Here is a 15,725-nt window from a genome sequence, read left to right on the forward strand (position 1 = left end):
TCAGAGATTAGAGAGACTTCATTGTTCCTTTCGGAAGAACGGAAGTCACAGAACCTTTCTGAATGGTTACTTCAAGCTCGTCAGTCAAAGCGATAACGAGAAAATCTTTATCTTCGCTTACTTTAGTGATTTTACCGACCAAACCACCTTGAGTCAGCACTTCGTCGCCCTTGCTCAAAGCCCCCATCAGCTCTTTATGCTGCTTGACACGTTTTGCTTGTGGACGATAAATCATGAAGTAAAAAATTAACGCAAACATGACCAGCATGAAAATCAGTTCCATACCGCCACTGCTCTGGCCGCCGGCCTCTTGCGCGTATGCTGAGCTAATAAAAAAGTCCATAAAATTCCCTCAGTTAATTTAAATTTATTATTAAATTTTGGATAACCATCTCACGATATGGGGACAGTTACTCCAGAATGCAATTCAATTTTTCTAAGGCGGCTATACTACCAGAAAGTTTAACGCCGCTCAGTATTATCAAATATCATATCCCAAACTTTTAAGCCTGCGCCGTAAACCTATTTGAGACACCTGCAAATCCCACATCATTTTTTCGGTGTCAGAACGGTTCTGCTCATAACTTTTTTTAATCTCTTCTTCGGATAAATCCTGCGCTGTGTGAACCCCTTCAAAACGCTGAATAAGCTGATATACCGATGCCCGGGAGATACCCAAAGTTTTAGCGGTTGCCTGCAGCTCAAACCGGCAGTTGCGCAATGTTTCCAGTAGCTCATCTCGACTAACGCTGTTGGGTTTGCGATGAACACTGGTTTCATCTTCCCAATGGCCGGAGTTGCTCGGCTTAAGCATAGATAAAAGCTGCGGGTCGAGGTGCAATTGCTCTTGCTCGCGGCTATCAATAACGACCTGACGCGCTACATTTCGCAACTGGCGCACATTACCAGGCCAATGGAAGGTCAGCAGCTGGCTCATCAATTCACCGGGAATCTTGACATCATGAGAGCGGTCAGCGTAAAGCTTACGCCACTGCTCACGTACAAAATAATCGAATAACAAACCGATATCTTCACGACGCTCGGTTAATGGCGGGATGAATAACTGATAAGCCGAAAGCTTTTCAATTAACATGGACAGCGTTGAGTTCTCTTCAAAGCCGCCAGAGTCCTGATGACTGGTCAGCATAATACGGCATGTAATTGGCTGCGTTTCTTCTGCACCAACCGGTACAACAGATTTGCTTTGCAGAACAGTATAAAGCAAACGGTGTAAACTCGGCGAGGCATCCTCGATGTCTTCCAGTACAATAGTACCGTCGCCAGCTTGCTCAAAATAGCCAGGTTGTCGGCTACCGCCACGATAACTACCAAACAATTCAGCTTCTGCAACTGCATCGTGTATTGCAGCCAAGTTTACACTAATAAAAGGCTGCTCCCGACGTTCGCTGGCCTGATGAATTGCAAAGGCGGCCTGTTGCTTACCCACTCCGGCAGCACCTCTAATCATAACCGGCAGGTCCATACCGGCCAGTTGAGAAACGCGATCCCGAATGGCTCGAATATCAGAGCTAATACCAAACAGCACATCGTTGTCATCTACCGAGGAATCTTGCAGTGGCAATAATTTTAAAAGTAAAACAATACGGTGGTTTAGACCAATAACGACACCGTTATCGAGGTCACTTTCTTTCAGAATATATTCGTCCTGAACACCACGCCCGGCAATGGTGACCGTTGTTTTTGTGCTATGCGCTTTTAGCTTAATACGACCACCCGACTCGCGCTGAAAAATGATTGGCGAGCGGCTGATAAATTCATCAAGTAATGCTCTGCCAGCATTACCATTTTTGGCAAATTCAGGCTTTACCCTACTTAGGTAGTCACTCCCTTCACTGTGTAAATCTATTAACGCTGCGCGTTCACCTATCCGCGACCGGTCAGGATGCGCTGCGATCACTAACATGGGAACTCGTTGGTAGCTACTAACGAGATCATCAACTGCATGTTTTGTCGTGTACTCGGTTGCACTCATTCTCGCTGTTCCTTAGCTCAATAGCAGCTTTTAAATTGATGCCATCATAAAATTATGAAGTCCAAATAGCCAATCAATTTATGCTGGGAATCTATAAAGGTTAATGACAAACTAAGTCATACCATTGCTACTTTTTGATGACTCATGGAATTAATATTTTACTGGACGGACCATGCCGGTGTCGCGGTTTTTGCGGTAGCCGGTACGTTATTAGCGTTTCGCAAAAAGATGGATGGTTTTGGTGTACTGGTTTTAGCCTCAGCGACAGCGATTGGTGGCGGTACAACGCGCGATCTCATTCTTGGCTTGCCGGTATTCTGGACCCACGACCCAGTCTATCTATACACCATAATTGTTGCCGCTCTGCTCACCATTATATGGCTGCGATTTAAAGCCTATATTCCCATGAACACACTCATGGTTGCAGATGCTATTGGCCTGGCCTTTTTCGCCACTATGGGCGCGGAGAAAACACTATCAGCCGGTTTCCCACCCTTTATCGCTATCATCATGGGCACTATATCGGCCTGTTTTGGTGGTATGTTGCGCGATGTTCTGGCGCGCGATATCCCCATGGTTTTGAAAAGCGAGCTGTACGCAACCACCTGTCTTATCGGCGCCACCGTTTATGTCGCGCTCGTGCCCTACCAACCTTTAATAGCGCTAGCTGCAGGCATGACCTCAACTTTGCTCATTCGTCTAGGCGCTATAAAGTTTAACTGGTCATTGACGGTTTTTCGTGATCATCAGGATCATTAGTCATGTTGAGCATCGAAGTCACCGTTTTTGCCGCAATTGCTTATTTAACGATTCTGTTTAGCATTGCCTACCGCGGTGACCGTGCTGCATCCAACCGTGTAAAACCCTACCGCTATTCGTTAGCACAAGGGGTACATTGCACCTCATGGGCTTTTTTTGGAACCATAACCCAATCGGCTTATTATGGTTGGGCTTTTGCGCCAACCTACGCGGGCGCGATTATTGTTTTTATTTTGCTGCACGGCCTACAACTAAAACTTCTCAACTACGCCAAACATCAAAACATCACATCTATTGCGGATCTTATCGGCACTCGCTACGGTAAATCCCCCGTATTGGCCGGTGTCGTTGCCATTACCGCTTTTATAGCCGTTGTTCCTTATATTTCTCTACAGCTTCGTGCTGTCACCTCAAGCTTCGCTGCTGTTACAGGTTTTGATAACAACCCGTCCTGGCGGTTTGATTTATCTTTTCTGGTTGCTTTAACCATGATCGGATTCGGCTTTCTGTTTGGTACGCGCCGCCTGAGTCTGGCAGAACAACACTCCGGATTGATGGACGCCATAGCCTTCGAGTCTCTGGTAAAGCTTGCTGCATTTATTATTGTCGGTTTATTTGCCAGTTATACCGTATTCGATGGACTGGCCGACCTTTTTCAGACAAGTTTTCAAACCACACATACTCAGGAAGTTCTGGCTGGACGCGAATACGGAGGTTACGTCTTCGTCGTACACTTGTTGCTTGGCGGACTGTCCATGTTTTGTCTACCGCGGCAGTTTCATGTCAGCTACGTCGAGAACACCCATTCCGATGAATTAAAAACTGCGCGCTGGGCTTTTCCTTTATACCTTTTTGCTATTAATTTTTTTATATTGCCACTGGCATTAAGTGCTCTACTCCTGGCTCCGGAGCAGGCCAGTCAAGATACCTTTATGCTCGCCATCCCGTTAATAATGGATAGCCCCGGCATCACGCTTGTCGCATTTATTGGCGGTTTGTCAGCAGCCACCAGCATGGTGATTATCGCGCTGCTCGCACTGAGTATTATGCTTTCTAACGACGTTATCATGCCCGTCTGGCTGCGCATGACACGACAAAAGCTCCGACAATTTAGCTTCACACCCACCCGCATTCTCTACATTCGCCGTATGACAATGGTCGTGGTTATGTTGATGGCCTACCTCTATTATCAGGCCACTATCGAATCTATGCCGCTGGTCAATTCAGGGCTACTGTCTCTGGCACTGCTGGCCCAGTTGGCTCCGGCTATCTTAGCCACAGTGGTATGGCGCAACGCCACACAAACAGGCGTATTAGCCGGATTAGCCGTGGGCACAACCTTGTGGTTAACACTGCTACTCATTCCCTCTATCGGGCGCCAGCCGCAAGTTTCAGATATCGATATTGCTAATGGTGTTCTTATAAGCCTTGGTGCAAATTTGGTCTGTTTCTGGCTATTTTCTGTTATCAGCCGAAATGTTCAGGCTGAAACACCTAAACTGGACAACAGCGATAGTTATGTTCAGCAGCCCAGCCTAACCTGGGCTCGTTTGCGTTCTCTTCTTTCACGATTTTATGACGACCAACAACTCGCTTCTATTCAACAGCGCTTACGAATGGACTTACTCACTCCAGAAGGCCAGTCGATGGTCCCTGCACCAATGCTAGTTCGTATCGAGCGTGAACTGTCAGCTGTCATTGGCACTTCAGCCAGCCGGTTACTACTGGACACTGTGTCTGAACAACAGGAGTTTCCTGTATCCCGGGTTGTTGACTGGGCTACGGAAGCTTCCCGCCTTTATCAGTTCAACCGCGAACTGCTGCAGGCATCGGTTGAAAATATTCCACAAGGTATCAGCGTCGTCGATCAGAAACTCAGGTTAGTTGCCTGGAACCGACGTTATCTGGAAATTTTTGCTTATCCTGATGGCTTAGTCCGCTCAGGTATGCCCGTTGAAGAGCTATTACGTTATAACGCCAAACGCGGCCTTCTAAACACCACTGAAAACGGCGATGTTGAAGGTGAAATTCAAAAACGCCTAAATTACTTGCGGGCAGGGAGCGCTTATCATTACCAACGACAGCAGGGCGCTCTAACCGTTGAGCTACAGGGGAATCCGATGCCAGGAGGCGGTTTTGTCACCACCTACAGCGATATTACCGAACGAATTGAGGCACAGAAACAGCTGCAGAAAATTAACCAAGAACTGGAAAATCGGGTTGATGAGCGTACCCAACAGCTACTGTCAGCAAAGCAGGCCGAAGAAAGAGCCCATGAGAGTAAATCTCGGTTTTTCACCGCGGTAAGTCACGACTTAATGCAGCCATTTAACGCTGCCAGCTTATTTTGCGAGATGCTGCAGTCCCGGCTTCCAGAGCAACATTTGCCATTGGCACAAAACATTCAACGGTCGCTAGAACATGCTGAAGAGCTGCTCACCATGCTGCTCGACATGACCAAACTGGACACAGGGAACTTACAGCCGGATCACCAACTCTTTTCTGTTGACCAGGCTTTACAGCCCTTAGCTGAACGTTACCAGATGATGGCAAAAGAAAAGCACTTACAGCTTAGCTACCACAAAAGCTCAGCTCTGGTAAACACTGACCGAAAGTTGTTAACGCGCATTGTTCAGAACTTACTTTCTAATGCCCTGCGTTACACTGAGAAGGGCCGAATTGTATTGGGTTTCCGTCGGCACCAAAACTCTTTGACAATCTGTATCATCGATACTGGTGCTGGTATCCCTGAACACAAACAAAAAGAGATATTCCGGGAATTTCATCAATTGCAGTCCAGTGGTGATAATCCCGGACTCGGCCTTGGCCTATCAATTGTAGAGCGAATGTGTCGGCTTTTGAAAATAGATTTGAGTTTGTCCTCCAGCCCCGGGAGAGGAACCGCTTTTAGTCTGACACTGCCTGTAGCTGGCTGGCAGAAAGAACCACAGCCCGTGGCTATTCAAAATTATTCAATTGATGAACAGTTACTCCGAGGTATGCGAGTTCTGGTAATTGATAACGACCCTCAGGTATTGGCGGCGACAGCTGGTCTATTAACTGACTGGGGCGCCGAAACACAGACCGCCGCAGACTTAAGACAGGCGAGCACGCATACCCCCTGCGATCTTATTTTAGCGGATTATCATTTAGATAACGGCAACACCGGGGTTGAATTGGTCATTGCAATGAGAAAAGCGTGGGGTACCGATACACCAGCGATTATAAACTCTGCCGATCCCGATGAACTATTGCGGGAACAAGCGTTAGAGATTAACGCGCATTTTATTCCAAAACCCTTGAAAAGCGGCGCGTTGAAGCGGTTACTCAAACGTATCCGACGTATCTAGCATTTGTCGAAATAAGATTCCCGCCTGAGTGCGGTTAACGCATTTAAGTTTGCGCAGAATTGCAGAAGCATGCTGCTTTATGGTGGTTTCCTGAACCCCGAGTTCGTAGGCGATTTGCTTATTCAGCAACCCATCTGCGATGCATTGTAGAACCTTGAACTGCTGCGGAGTTAATTGTTCTAACTTATTTGCGAAATCACTTATCTCGGCATCGGGTTCAGATAAGTTAATAGCCCGCATTGACTCAGGTAGCCAGTTGTCTCCGGCTAATACGGTAGCCACTGCCGTTTGCCATTCCGGTAAGGGCACTGATTTGGGAATATAGCCACTTGCCCCCAATGCCATTGCCTGACGTATAACCCGAGTATCTTCATTAGCAGAAACAATAACGACAAGAATATCAGGAAATTGACTTCGCAAAACAGTGAGTCCGGTAAGTCCCCTGTTACCCGGCATAGAAAGATCAAGAAAAACCAATTCAATTTGGGGAAACTGCAACAGTAATTGCTCCAACTGAGAAAAGCTGGAAGCTTCAATAATCTCGCTTTTTAAACTGTCGCTGAGTGCCTGCTTCATTGCCGCTCGAAAAAGCGGATGATCATCAGCGATAATTGCTCTGGCCATATTTCCTGCTAACGTTATTGGTTGTTTCATGACCATGCTATCGACTTAGAAGAAAAAAGCCAGCGATACCTATGAAGACGGTAGCGCTGGCAAAAGCATCAGAAGCGATAACCAACTGACAGCGATACAGTACGAGGATTACCGTAATAGCCAGTCACAATATTTTCTCCAAAGGTTGAGCCAAAGTTGTATCCTGATAAGCGATACTCTTTATCAAACACATTTTTTGCATGCAAACCAACCGTCCAATTCGACGAATCTGAGTACCAAACTAAACTGGTATTTACCAATGAATAGGACTCTTCATCCAGCGGCGACGGCTCTTCAAATATTTGAGTTTCATCTCGGTAAGACACAGCGCCTGACCAGACGAGAGCCCCACCTGATAGAGTGAACTCCTGATTGAAACCAAGATTGGCTGTTAGCTCTGGCGTATTGGGGAATGACCAACGATTTGAAACATCTTCGACTTGCTGAGTGTTTGGATTGAAGAACGCGACTTCATCAAATTCTGCATTAATATAACCAATGGAACCCGTAAAGTTCAGTGTTGATGTTGCAGCAAAACTACTTTCTAGCTCTACCCCCTTCACAGTTGAATCCGCCGCATTCAATACTTGTGAAGCCACACCGTTAGGAACAGCGCGCTGAACAGTTACCTGCATATCCTGATAGTCAGAATAGAACGTTGCCCCATTGAGCCTTAAACGACCATCAAGAAGCTCGCTTTTCACGCCAATTTCATAAGTGTCGACTATTTCTGGGTCATAAGGGTTTTGGGCGTCTGGGTTTAGCGACACGTCCGCACGCATATCAACCCCACCCGATTTGAAACCATTGCTGTAACTTGCATAAAACATCAAGTTTTGATCCATTTGATAGCGAATACTCGCGTGCGGAGAAAACTTGCTCCAGTCTGCTTTTGTACTAAAGTCCGAGTTTACAGCTATAGGATCCGCTGAGTAATCACCCCGATCCAAAAATTTTACGCCGGCATAGGTATAGCGGAAGACATCAGCATCTTTCTCATCACGAGTGTATCGACCACCCAGGGTTAAAGCCCATTGCTCATCTATCTGATAAGTCCCCTGCCCGAACAAAGCAGCGCTTGAGGTATCAACACAACCGCCGTTATCAATAGTTAAGTTCAGTAAGCCGAGTACGGTACCGAAAGCACCACAAGCTTCACCTTCATAAAAATAAAGTCCGCTAATGAAGTTAAATCTATCGCTGCTGTAATTTAACTGAAATTCCTGCGTAGTCTGTTCGTCTTCATAAACTGCGGGCACTAATAAGACCGGGTTCACCGTCGAGTCAAAATCAATATTTGTATCGGTATTGCCTTCACGATATGCCGTCACCGATTTAAACGCCCAGGAATTATCAATATCCCAATCGACAGTTACTGAGTACCCCTCGGTTTCAACGCTGTTGTCGGTTGGCATTGCGGTGTAAGAATCAAACACATCGTCCAATGCAGGTTCTGTGCTTAATAGGCTCGGTTGTAAGCGATGACCACCTCTTGCATTCGAATCATCCTGCGTCCAGTCTGCCGCAAACTTCACGGAAACATCTTTGGAAGCAAGCCATTTTGCGTTTATACGCCCTGTCATTAACTCTTTATTATAGTTTTCAGCGCCAGTATTAACGAACTCACCAAAACCATCACGGTTTAAAGTGGCAAAAGCACCACCAATAAAGAAGTTATCTGCCAGCGCAGTTTGACCTGATACTTTTAAATCACGCTGATTATGAGTACCCACTGTGCCTTTTATTTCAAGCTCATTATAGCCAGTTAGCTCGCGGGTCACATATTTCATCGCTCCGCCAATGGTGTTTTTACCGTACAAAGTCCCCTGCGGTCCACGCAAAACTTCCACACGCTGCACATCCAGTACTTCTAATACGGCGCCCTGAGGCCGGGCGACGTAGACATCATCAATGTAAATACCGACGCCAGGCTCGAATCCCCAAAGCGGATCCTGCTGACCAATACCCCGAATATAAGCCGTTAAAGTAGAGTTAGTGCCCCGGCTGACCTGAAAAGTGGTATTGGGCATTTTAAACTGCAGCTCGGTAATGTCTTCAATGCCACTTTGTTCCAGTTCTTGTTCGCCAAAAGCACTGACTGACACTGGTACTTCCTGCAAGCTCTCGTTGGTACGGCGTGCGGTCACTTCAATTCGCTCTAGTTTGCCATCTTCAACTGCAGCATTTTCACTCTGCTGCGCCAGAACCACAGGACTACTAAGCAACGTTGTTACCGCTACTGCAATGAGTGATTTCTGAAATTTGGGTTGTTTCATTGTTGTTCCCCTGACAAATAATGTCGTTGTATTTGTTATTTGTATTTACAGCAATTTAGCGTTTCAGAGTCATGGCTGCTTATTAACCTAGCGCAAATTGTTAAGATTGTGATCTGTACCATAGTACTATAGGGTCAAATCCCTTTATCACGCACAATACATCCATGCAGCGATTCAGAGCATGGCCCGTTTTCTTTTCGTTGCGAGGTAACTCATGTTAAGTATGATTGGTTTGGTTGGCGGCCTTGTGTTGCTTATCGTACTCACTTTAAGAGGGATGAACCTGTTTATCAGTGCCCCTCTATGCGCTGTTATAGTTGCATTGTGTAGCGGAGTGCCGCTACTGACCGGCGAGGTCAACTTCGTCAGCGCCTATATGGATGGTTTTGCCAGCTTTGTCGCAGCCTGGTTCTTTATGTTCTTACTCGGCTCTATGTTTGGTAAGTTCATGGAAGACACGGGTGCTGCCGACAGTGTCGCCCGTTGGATAATCAATAAGTTAGGTCGTAAGCAAGCTGTGCTCGCAGTGGTGTTAGCCTGCGCAATTCTAACCTACGGCGGTGTCAGCGTGTTTGTTGTCGCTTTTTCGGTTTATCCAATGGCGCTCAGTTTATTTAAAGATGCCAACTTACCTCGTCGTTTTATTCCGGCCGCATTGGCGTTTGGGTCTGTTACTTTTACTATGACCTCAGCAGGGTCACCGGAAATCCAAAACTGGATTCCAGTTAAATACCTAGGCACTTCGCCTTATGCTGCCTGGGAAGTTAGTCTGGTGGTCGCCGTATTAATGGCAACCTTCGGCTACTGGTGGTTAAGAAAAATAATTAACCGCGCCATAGCAAATGGTGAAAAATTCGAAGCGCGTGAAGGCGACCCGATATTGCTGGAACGCAAGTTGCCTTCACCCATTAGCGGCTTAATTCCACTGTTAGTTGTACTGGGGCTCTCTTTCACCTTTCACGACACCTTGCAACAGAACGCCCTGATCGTTGCTTTGCTGGGCGGTGTAATTGCTATTGCAGTCATAAACTTTAAGCACTTTCATAAACCACAAACCGCCATTCATGAAGCCACGACCGGGGCATTAGTCGCAATTGGTAATACCGCTGCAGTGGTTGGCTTTGGCAGTATCGCCAAAATTACACCAGCCTTTGATGCTGCCGTTACCGCCATGACCAGCTTGCCTGGCAATGAATTAGTCGGCGCCGCAGTTGCTGTCAGCGTTATTGCCGGGTTAACCGGCTCGGCATCCGGTGGCCAGGCTATCGCATTACCTGAAGTCGGTCCGCATTATATGGCCGCAGGCGTTAACCCGGAGCAACTGCACCGCATTGTTTCGATATCTTCAGGTGCGCTCGACTCTTTACCTCACAACGGTTACGTGGTCACAACTATTCGCGCTATTTGTAACGAGAAGCACAGCGCTGCTTATTGGGCAGTTGCCGCAGTTACTGTTGTGGTGCCATTAATGGGTCTGGCCGTGGCCATTGGACTGTTCATGCTGTAACCCGGCAGTAAGGGGATTTGACCATGTTAGGAAATATGATGAAACGACCGCTGCAAATTATCGACTTATTGAAATTTGCAGCAAACCGCCACCCCAAACAGGAAATCGTCACACGGCGGTTGGAAGGGGATATTCACCGTTACGGCTACGCAGATTGCTGGCAACGAAGCGGACAAGTAGCTCATGCGCTAAAAAAATTGGGTGTACAGCCCGGCGAACGAGTAGCCAGTCTGGCCTGGAATACCTACCGTCACATGGAGCTTTATTATGCCGTAAGTGGCAGCGGCGCAGTCATGCATACCGTTAACCCTCGCTTATTCGGCGAACAAATTGCCTGGATACTGAACCATGCAGAGAGCGGCTGGGTGTTTGTCGACCTAAGCTTTGTCAAGCTACTGGAATCCATTGAAGAAGAGCTCCCGGAAGTGAAAGGTTTTGTGGTGATGACAGACAAAGCCCATATGCCGGAGACACAGCTGAAAAACGTGCTCTGCTATGAAGAGCTTTTAACGCCGGAACCCACTACCTTTGACTGGCCGGAGGTTGATGAAAACAACGCCGCATTGCTTTGTTACACCTCGGGAACCACAGGTAACCCCAAGGGCGTACTGGCTTCGCACCGTGCTATGGTATTACACGCGCAGGCAACCGTTAGTCCCGACATGCTGGATTTACGCTGCGATACCGTACTGATGCCTATGGTCACTATGTATCATGTAGCCGCCTGGGGTGCTCCATATGCAGCCCCATTATCCGGCTGCAAGTTAGTATTTACCGGCGATGGCACTTCAGGTGAAGCCATGACGGATATGATACGCAGCGAAAAAGTCACGGTTGGCTTAGGCGTTCCCACTATTTGGCTAACTTTGCACAACTATTTAACCGAACAGCAACTGGACATTCCCTCGCTGCAACGTGTTTGTGTTGGCGGCGCGGCGTCACCAATGGGGTTAGTCAAAACTTACGATCAGCAATACGATGTTTATTGGCAGCCTATCTGGGGCATGACAGAAACCGGACCTCTGGTTCATTCGGTGCCGCCGCAGGCCGACATCATTCGCCGCCCCAAAGATGAACAATACAAATTACAAACGACAGCAGGACGCCCGGTTTTCGGTATTGAACACCGCATTGTCGATGCCGAAGACACCCCCTTGCCAAACGACGGCGAAACCCGCGGTGAACTGCAAGTCCGGGGAAACTGGATAGCCTCGCAGTACTTTCGTAATGACGATTTAAGTAGCTTTCCCGACGGTTGGTTAGCTACAGGTGACATTGCTGTTATCGATCCAGAAGGCTTTATGAAAGTAGTCGACCGGAAAAAAGATGTGATTAAAAGCGGTGGCGAGTGGATAAGTTCTTTAGATATAGAGAACTTTGTCAGCCAGCACCAGGCCGTTAATGAGTCCTGCGTGATTGGTGTGAAACACCCTAAATGGGATGAGCGCCCGCTGCTGCTGGTTGTACTGAATAAAGGTGAAAATTTATCGAAAGAGGACATTAAAAACTTTTTAAATGGAAAAATTGCACGCTGGTGGATGCCGGACGACGTGGTGTTTGTTGACGAACTGCCGCACACCGGAACCGGCAAACTAATAAAAAATACATTACGTGAGCAATACCAGAATTACTTACAGGAGAACCAATCATGAAACGGCTATGGACAACTTTTATAAGCCTGACGGTGCTGCTCATCAGCTTACCGCTAAGCGCTGACCAGTGGGTCGAAAAACAAAGCTTTACCATGGATAGTTATACCACCCATGGAGGAGAAACAATTAAAGACGTAAAAGTAGGCTGGGAAGCCTATGGCAAACTCAATGAAGCTAAAGACAACGTTATTCTGATTACTCACTTCTTTTCCGGGAACAGCCACGCGGCGGGCAAGTATAGCGAGGATGACCCACAAGCCGGCTACTGGGATGCCATTATTGGCTCCGGCAAAGCCATTGATACCGACAAATACTACGTTATCAGCGTCGATTCACTGGTCAACGCCTACCCTAACCTGCCCAGTGTTATTACTACAGGCCCCGCCAGTATTAACCCGGACACGGGGAAACCCTACGGACTGGACTTTCCGGTAGTCACCATTCGCGATTTTGTGAACGTGCAAAAAGCACTACTGGAAGATTTAGACATTAATAAGCTGCACGCGGTGATTGGTGCATCCATGGGGTCATTGCAGGCCATTGAATGGGCAGCAGCTTATCCGGACTGGGTTGAACGCATGGTGTCCGTCATCGGCGCAGGCTCACTGGACGCCTGGACCATTATGGGGCTGGAACAATGGGCACAAGCCATTAAGCTGGACCCTAACTGGAACGGCGGTGATTACTATGACGGCGACGCACCTTTAGACGGCATTACTATGGCACAGGCGATGATCACCCACGGTGCTATGCATCCGGAGTACATTAACCAGGCAGTGCCTAAACAGGAAACTCTACCTGAGAAAGGACTGGAGTCGGTAACTAATGAACTGCCCGCAGTAAAATGGTTATACGGAGCCAGCCGTGAGCGCGCACCTTTGGCTGATGCGAACCACATTCTTTACCTAGTGCGGGCGAACCAGTTGTTTGTAGCTGGTCATCAGGAAACTCTGGAACAAGGATTGGAAAATATTTCAGCCAAAACCCTATTTCTTCCCTCCAGTAACGACTTGCTGTTAATGCCCTACATGGCAGAACAAACTTCAAGCAAGCTCAGGAAAATGGGTAAAGAAGTTCAATACGAAGAAATTAGTGGTCCCTGGGGACATTTAAACGGGTTGTTTTCTATTCAACAAAAAGCCGGGCTACTCAGCGAGTTTTTAACTACAGAGTAACCCGGACGAGACTCAAGAGCCGCCAAACAGGCGGCCCTTAAGTTTATCTTTAAGACTGTCTCCGACTTTAGCTTTTAAAAGCTCTTCTAGTTGCTTGCTCTGTTCACCAGACTCATTGTCCCATTGAGTGAGGTTTTCCAACAAACCTTGCTGACCACCTAATTGCTCTGAAACCTTGGCAGTAAGATCTGCTTTTATTTCGGCCAGTTTTTCGTCGGCTTCACCCATCGCGGATTGAGCCAACGCATCGCCTAGCTGGTCATCTAAATCGGATTCAAAACTCAGCGATGGCCGTTGAATATCGCCGCCAATGTTAGTGGTAATATCTAACCGCTGTAGTTGCTTTAAAGCACCCGCAACCGCAGAGGTCAGTTTGCTGCTGCCTTCGGCTTCTAAATCAAGCTTCAGCATGCGTACCATGGCTTTGCCGTCCAGTTTGTTCTCACGAACTAACACGGTTCCATCACTGTCCATCATGGACGACAAAATATTGGCACTGAGTTCGCTGCTGTTGCTAAGCCCCAGGTTATTCAGTTTTGCACCTTTTAACTGCCATTGTTGTTTCGCATCAATGCCCAGATCTGTCAGCGACAATTCACCATTAAGGTTAAACGCATTCCACAAGTCACTGTTATCGGCACGAGCCTGATAGGTTGTCGGTTGACCCAGTAAATTGTGTTGGTGGGTAATATTTTGCCAGTCGACATCAATAACCGTACCGCCAACCATAAATTCAGTGCGCGCCTTCTTAATTAAAAACTCCGGCGGTGCGTTGTCATCAGCAAAGGAAATTCTCTGCCCCTCGCCGCGAACCGGCTCTACCGTTGCAGAATTGTCCGAACGCGCCAGCATAGGACCCAGCTGTTCATAGGCCAGAAGTACGTACTTACTCCACTCCCGGGCTTTTTCGCCTAATAACAAGCCAGTCACGTTCTCTAAACCGCTTCCGTCCATACTGAAAAACGACTTAATTCGGTCAATATCATTACCCGGCGCATTCTTAAGTTCGGCTATCTGCTGTTGCACCACCTCTTTCGCCTGCTTCACTTCATCACGAAAATTGCTGACAGCTTCTTTGTCTGTGCGAATCGAGTCTTTTAACTCATCTAAAGCTTTTTTTCTTGCCGCAATATCCCCCAGACCTTCCACTTTGCCTTCGGTTATCTGCTTAATTTTCTCTTCGTATTCTTTTATCTTATCTTTACTCGGCAAAGCTTCTCTGGCGGCTTTAACCTCTTGTTCTTGCTGTTCATAGGCTGCTTTTGCTTCGCCAATCACCGTTTCCGTACGTAAATCAACCTGGCTGACAATTTCGTCCACAGAAGGTAAGGAGGTGGTCAGTTTATCCCAGGACTGGTTAGCCCAATTTTGTACATCTTCTTTGTCTGGCATGACATAAACGTCACCCTCGCTTTCTCGTGGCTGGTTAACACGCACGCCGGTCATAGTCAGCTGTTCAATTAATGTTCGGCCAAGTACTATTTCTGTAGGGCTAATGTCAGCTGAAGCTTCACCAACCTGAACGCGGTTATTTTTTGGTTCGTTAGGGTCGGTCACCTGAATACCAGCCATGGTAAGGGATAAGGGCACCCAAGTATGCTCGACACGCTCAATATTAACCTCAGCGCCGTTCAGTCTTCCCAGCGTATGCTCTAATGTGACTTTTATAATAGCGTCCAGAAACAACCAGGAAATAGCGACCAACAACAATACGAACCCGGCGAAAACGGCCAATCCTGGCCAGCGAATGATACTGCGCTTCATACTCACCCCCTCAAGTCCGTATAAATCTGCCAGAAACGGCTACCGCGAATAACCTGCACCACGCGTAGTTTCATTATTCGAGCCTGAATTCTTTTACGATAATTGGCAATAACCCAGTAACTCAACGCTGCGACTACCGGCGCGGCAATCAACGCGATAACAAAGCTGCCCATGGTAATAGTATGATTAAACATGGACAGGCGTCCTAATGCAGTCGCATACAGTGCTTCATAAATGCCCTGCCAGCCTGACGCTTCTAATAAGCTCAAACCGACACTATGGAACCAGGGGTCCAGCAGGTAAGCAATACCCGAGAAAATACCAAAAGACACAATGAATAGACTGAGGTTTACGCGAAATATTAGCGCCGCCAATAAAATGACTAAGTTATGAATTCGCCATAGCGGTGTTATCCCCATAAACATTCCTAATACTACAGCTAACGCCAGTGCCCAGGCACTGGTTTCAGAATTCAAAGCTTTTAACAGCTTTGCCAGAATTGTCAGCATTCACCTGACTCCTTTGATAAAGATAAAACAGCAAATCTGCTTGTTATCCGTCGTCTTTCTAATATAGTGTGAGTTGCTTTTATTAC

The 15,725-nt window shown here is 47.2% G+C and carries 11 protein-coding genes; 5 read left to right on the forward strand and 6 right to left on the reverse strand.

Going from position 1 to position 15,725, the window contains the following annotated elements; all coding sequences use genetic code 11:
- Nucleotides 1-7: 7 nt before the first annotated feature.
- Nucleotides 8-343 (reverse strand): preprotein translocase subunit YajC, encoded by a 336-nt coding sequence (yajC, locus tag Q5L94_RS05370; protein WP_253619051.1) that lies wholly within the window; start codon nt 341-343, stop codon nt 8-10.
- A 138-nt stretch (nt 344-481) separates the two neighbouring features.
- Nucleotides 482-1,993: a sigma-54-dependent transcriptional regulator gene (locus Q5L94_RS05375; protein ID WP_317497416.1), complete on the reverse strand. Its 1,512-nt coding sequence runs from the start codon at nt 1,991-1,993 to the stop codon at nt 482-484.
- Nucleotides 1,994-2,137: 144 nt separating this feature from the next.
- Here Q5L94_RS05375 and Q5L94_RS05380 point away from each other — a divergent pair, with 144 nt between their 5' ends.
- Nucleotides 2,138-2,752 (forward strand): trimeric intracellular cation channel family protein, encoded by a 615-nt coding sequence (locus Q5L94_RS05380; protein WP_317497417.1) that lies wholly within the window; start codon nt 2,138-2,140, stop codon nt 2,750-2,752.
- A 2-nt stretch (nt 2,753-2,754) separates the two neighbouring features.
- Nucleotides 2,755-6,102: a PAS-domain containing protein gene (locus Q5L94_RS05385; protein WP_317497418.1), complete on the forward strand. Its 3,348-nt coding sequence runs from the start codon at nt 2,755-2,757 to the stop codon at nt 6,100-6,102.
- Here Q5L94_RS05385 and Q5L94_RS05390 read toward each other — a convergent pair.
- Together Q5L94_RS05390 and Q5L94_RS05395 are read right to left on the reverse strand one after the other, a co-directional pair.
- Complete coding sequence (locus Q5L94_RS05390; protein ID WP_317497419.1) at nt 6,076-6,726, reverse strand: response regulator transcription factor; 651 nt, start codon at nt 6,724-6,726, stop codon at nt 6,076-6,078. The genes Q5L94_RS05385 and Q5L94_RS05390 overlap by 27 nt on opposite strands.
- 98 nt (nt 6,727-6,824) lie before the next feature.
- Nucleotides 6,825-9,032, reverse strand: a complete 2,208-nt coding sequence (locus tag Q5L94_RS05395; RefSeq protein ID WP_317497420.1) for a TonB-dependent receptor — start codon at nt 9,030-9,032, stop codon at nt 6,825-6,827.
- A gap of 214 nt (nt 9,033-9,246) precedes the next feature.
- Between Q5L94_RS05395 and Q5L94_RS05400 the strand changes: the two genes are divergently transcribed.
- Genes Q5L94_RS05400 through Q5L94_RS05410 form a run of 3 tightly spaced genes read left to right on the forward strand, consistent with a single transcriptional unit; the run spans nt 9,247 to nt 13,366 of the window.
- Nucleotides 9,247-10,539, forward strand: a complete 1,293-nt coding sequence (locus Q5L94_RS05400) for an SLC13 family permease (protein WP_317497421.1) — start codon at nt 9,247-9,249, stop codon at nt 10,537-10,539.
- A 35-nt stretch (nt 10,540-10,574) separates the two neighbouring features.
- Nucleotides 10,575-12,191, forward strand: coding sequence for a long-chain fatty acid--CoA ligase (locus Q5L94_RS05405; RefSeq protein ID WP_317497422.1), 1,617 nt, complete (start codon nt 10,575-10,577; stop codon nt 12,189-12,191).
- Nucleotides 12,188-13,366, forward strand: coding sequence for a homoserine O-acetyltransferase family protein (locus Q5L94_RS05410; RefSeq protein ID WP_317497423.1), 1,179 nt, complete (start codon nt 12,188-12,190; stop codon nt 13,364-13,366). Before Q5L94_RS05405 ends, Q5L94_RS05410 begins: the two co-directional genes overlap by 4 nt.
- 12 nt (nt 13,367-13,378) lie before the next feature.
- Here Q5L94_RS05410 and Q5L94_RS05415 read toward each other — a convergent pair whose 3' ends face one another.
- Both Q5L94_RS05415 and Q5L94_RS05420 read right to left on the reverse strand, forming a co-directional pair.
- Nucleotides 13,379-15,130 (reverse strand): TIGR03545 family protein, encoded by a 1,752-nt coding sequence (locus tag Q5L94_RS05415; protein ID WP_317497424.1) that lies wholly within the window; start codon nt 15,128-15,130, stop codon nt 13,379-13,381.
- A 2-nt stretch (nt 15,131-15,132) separates the two neighbouring features.
- Entirely contained in the window at nt 15,133-15,639 is a 507-nt protein-coding gene (locus Q5L94_RS05420) for a DUF2062 domain-containing protein (protein WP_317497425.1), read from the reverse strand.
- Nucleotides 15,640-15,725 lie beyond the last annotated feature (86 nt).

This window comes from Idiomarina sp. Sol25, assembly GCF_033052775.1.
GTDB lineage: Bacteria > Pseudomonadota > Gammaproteobacteria > Enterobacterales > Alteromonadaceae > Idiomarina.

Excerpts from the sequence above, each read along its gene's own strand:
- Q5L94_RS05390 (WP_317497419.1), bottom strand. The coding sequence starts at position 6,726 with ATGGCCAGAGCAATTATCGCTGATGATCATCCGCTTTTTCGAGCGGCA.
- yajC (WP_253619051.1), bottom strand. The coding sequence starts at position 343 with ATGGACTTTTTTATTAGCTCAGCATACGCGCAAGAGGCCGGCGGCCAG.
- Q5L94_RS05375 (WP_317497416.1), bottom strand. The coding sequence starts at position 1,993 with ATGAGTGCAACCGAGTACACGACAAAACATGCAGTTGATGATCTCGTT.
- Q5L94_RS05380 (WP_317497417.1), top strand. The coding sequence starts at position 2,138 with ATGGAATTAATATTTTACTGGACGGACCATGCCGGTGTCGCGGTTTTT.
- Q5L94_RS05410 (WP_317497423.1), top strand. The coding sequence starts at position 12,188 with ATGAAACGGCTATGGACAACTTTTATAAGCCTGACGGTGCTGCTCATC.
- Q5L94_RS05420 (WP_317497425.1), bottom strand. The coding sequence starts at position 15,639 with ATGCTGACAATTCTGGCAAAGCTGTTAAAAGCTTTGAATTCTGAAACC.
- Q5L94_RS05400 (WP_317497421.1), top strand. The coding sequence starts at position 9,247 with ATGTTAAGTATGATTGGTTTGGTTGGCGGCCTTGTGTTGCTTATCGTA.
- Q5L94_RS05385 (WP_317497418.1), top strand. The coding sequence starts at position 2,755 with ATGTTGAGCATCGAAGTCACCGTTTTTGCCGCAATTGCTTATTTAACG.
- Q5L94_RS05405 (WP_317497422.1), top strand. The coding sequence starts at position 10,575 with ATGATGAAACGACCGCTGCAAATTATCGACTTATTGAAATTTGCAGCA.
- Q5L94_RS05415 (WP_317497424.1), bottom strand. The coding sequence starts at position 15,130 with ATGAAGCGCAGTATCATTCGCTGGCCAGGATTGGCCGTTTTCGCCGGG.
- Q5L94_RS05395 (WP_317497420.1), bottom strand. The coding sequence starts at position 9,032 with ATGAAACAACCCAAATTTCAGAAATCACTCATTGCAGTAGCGGTAACA.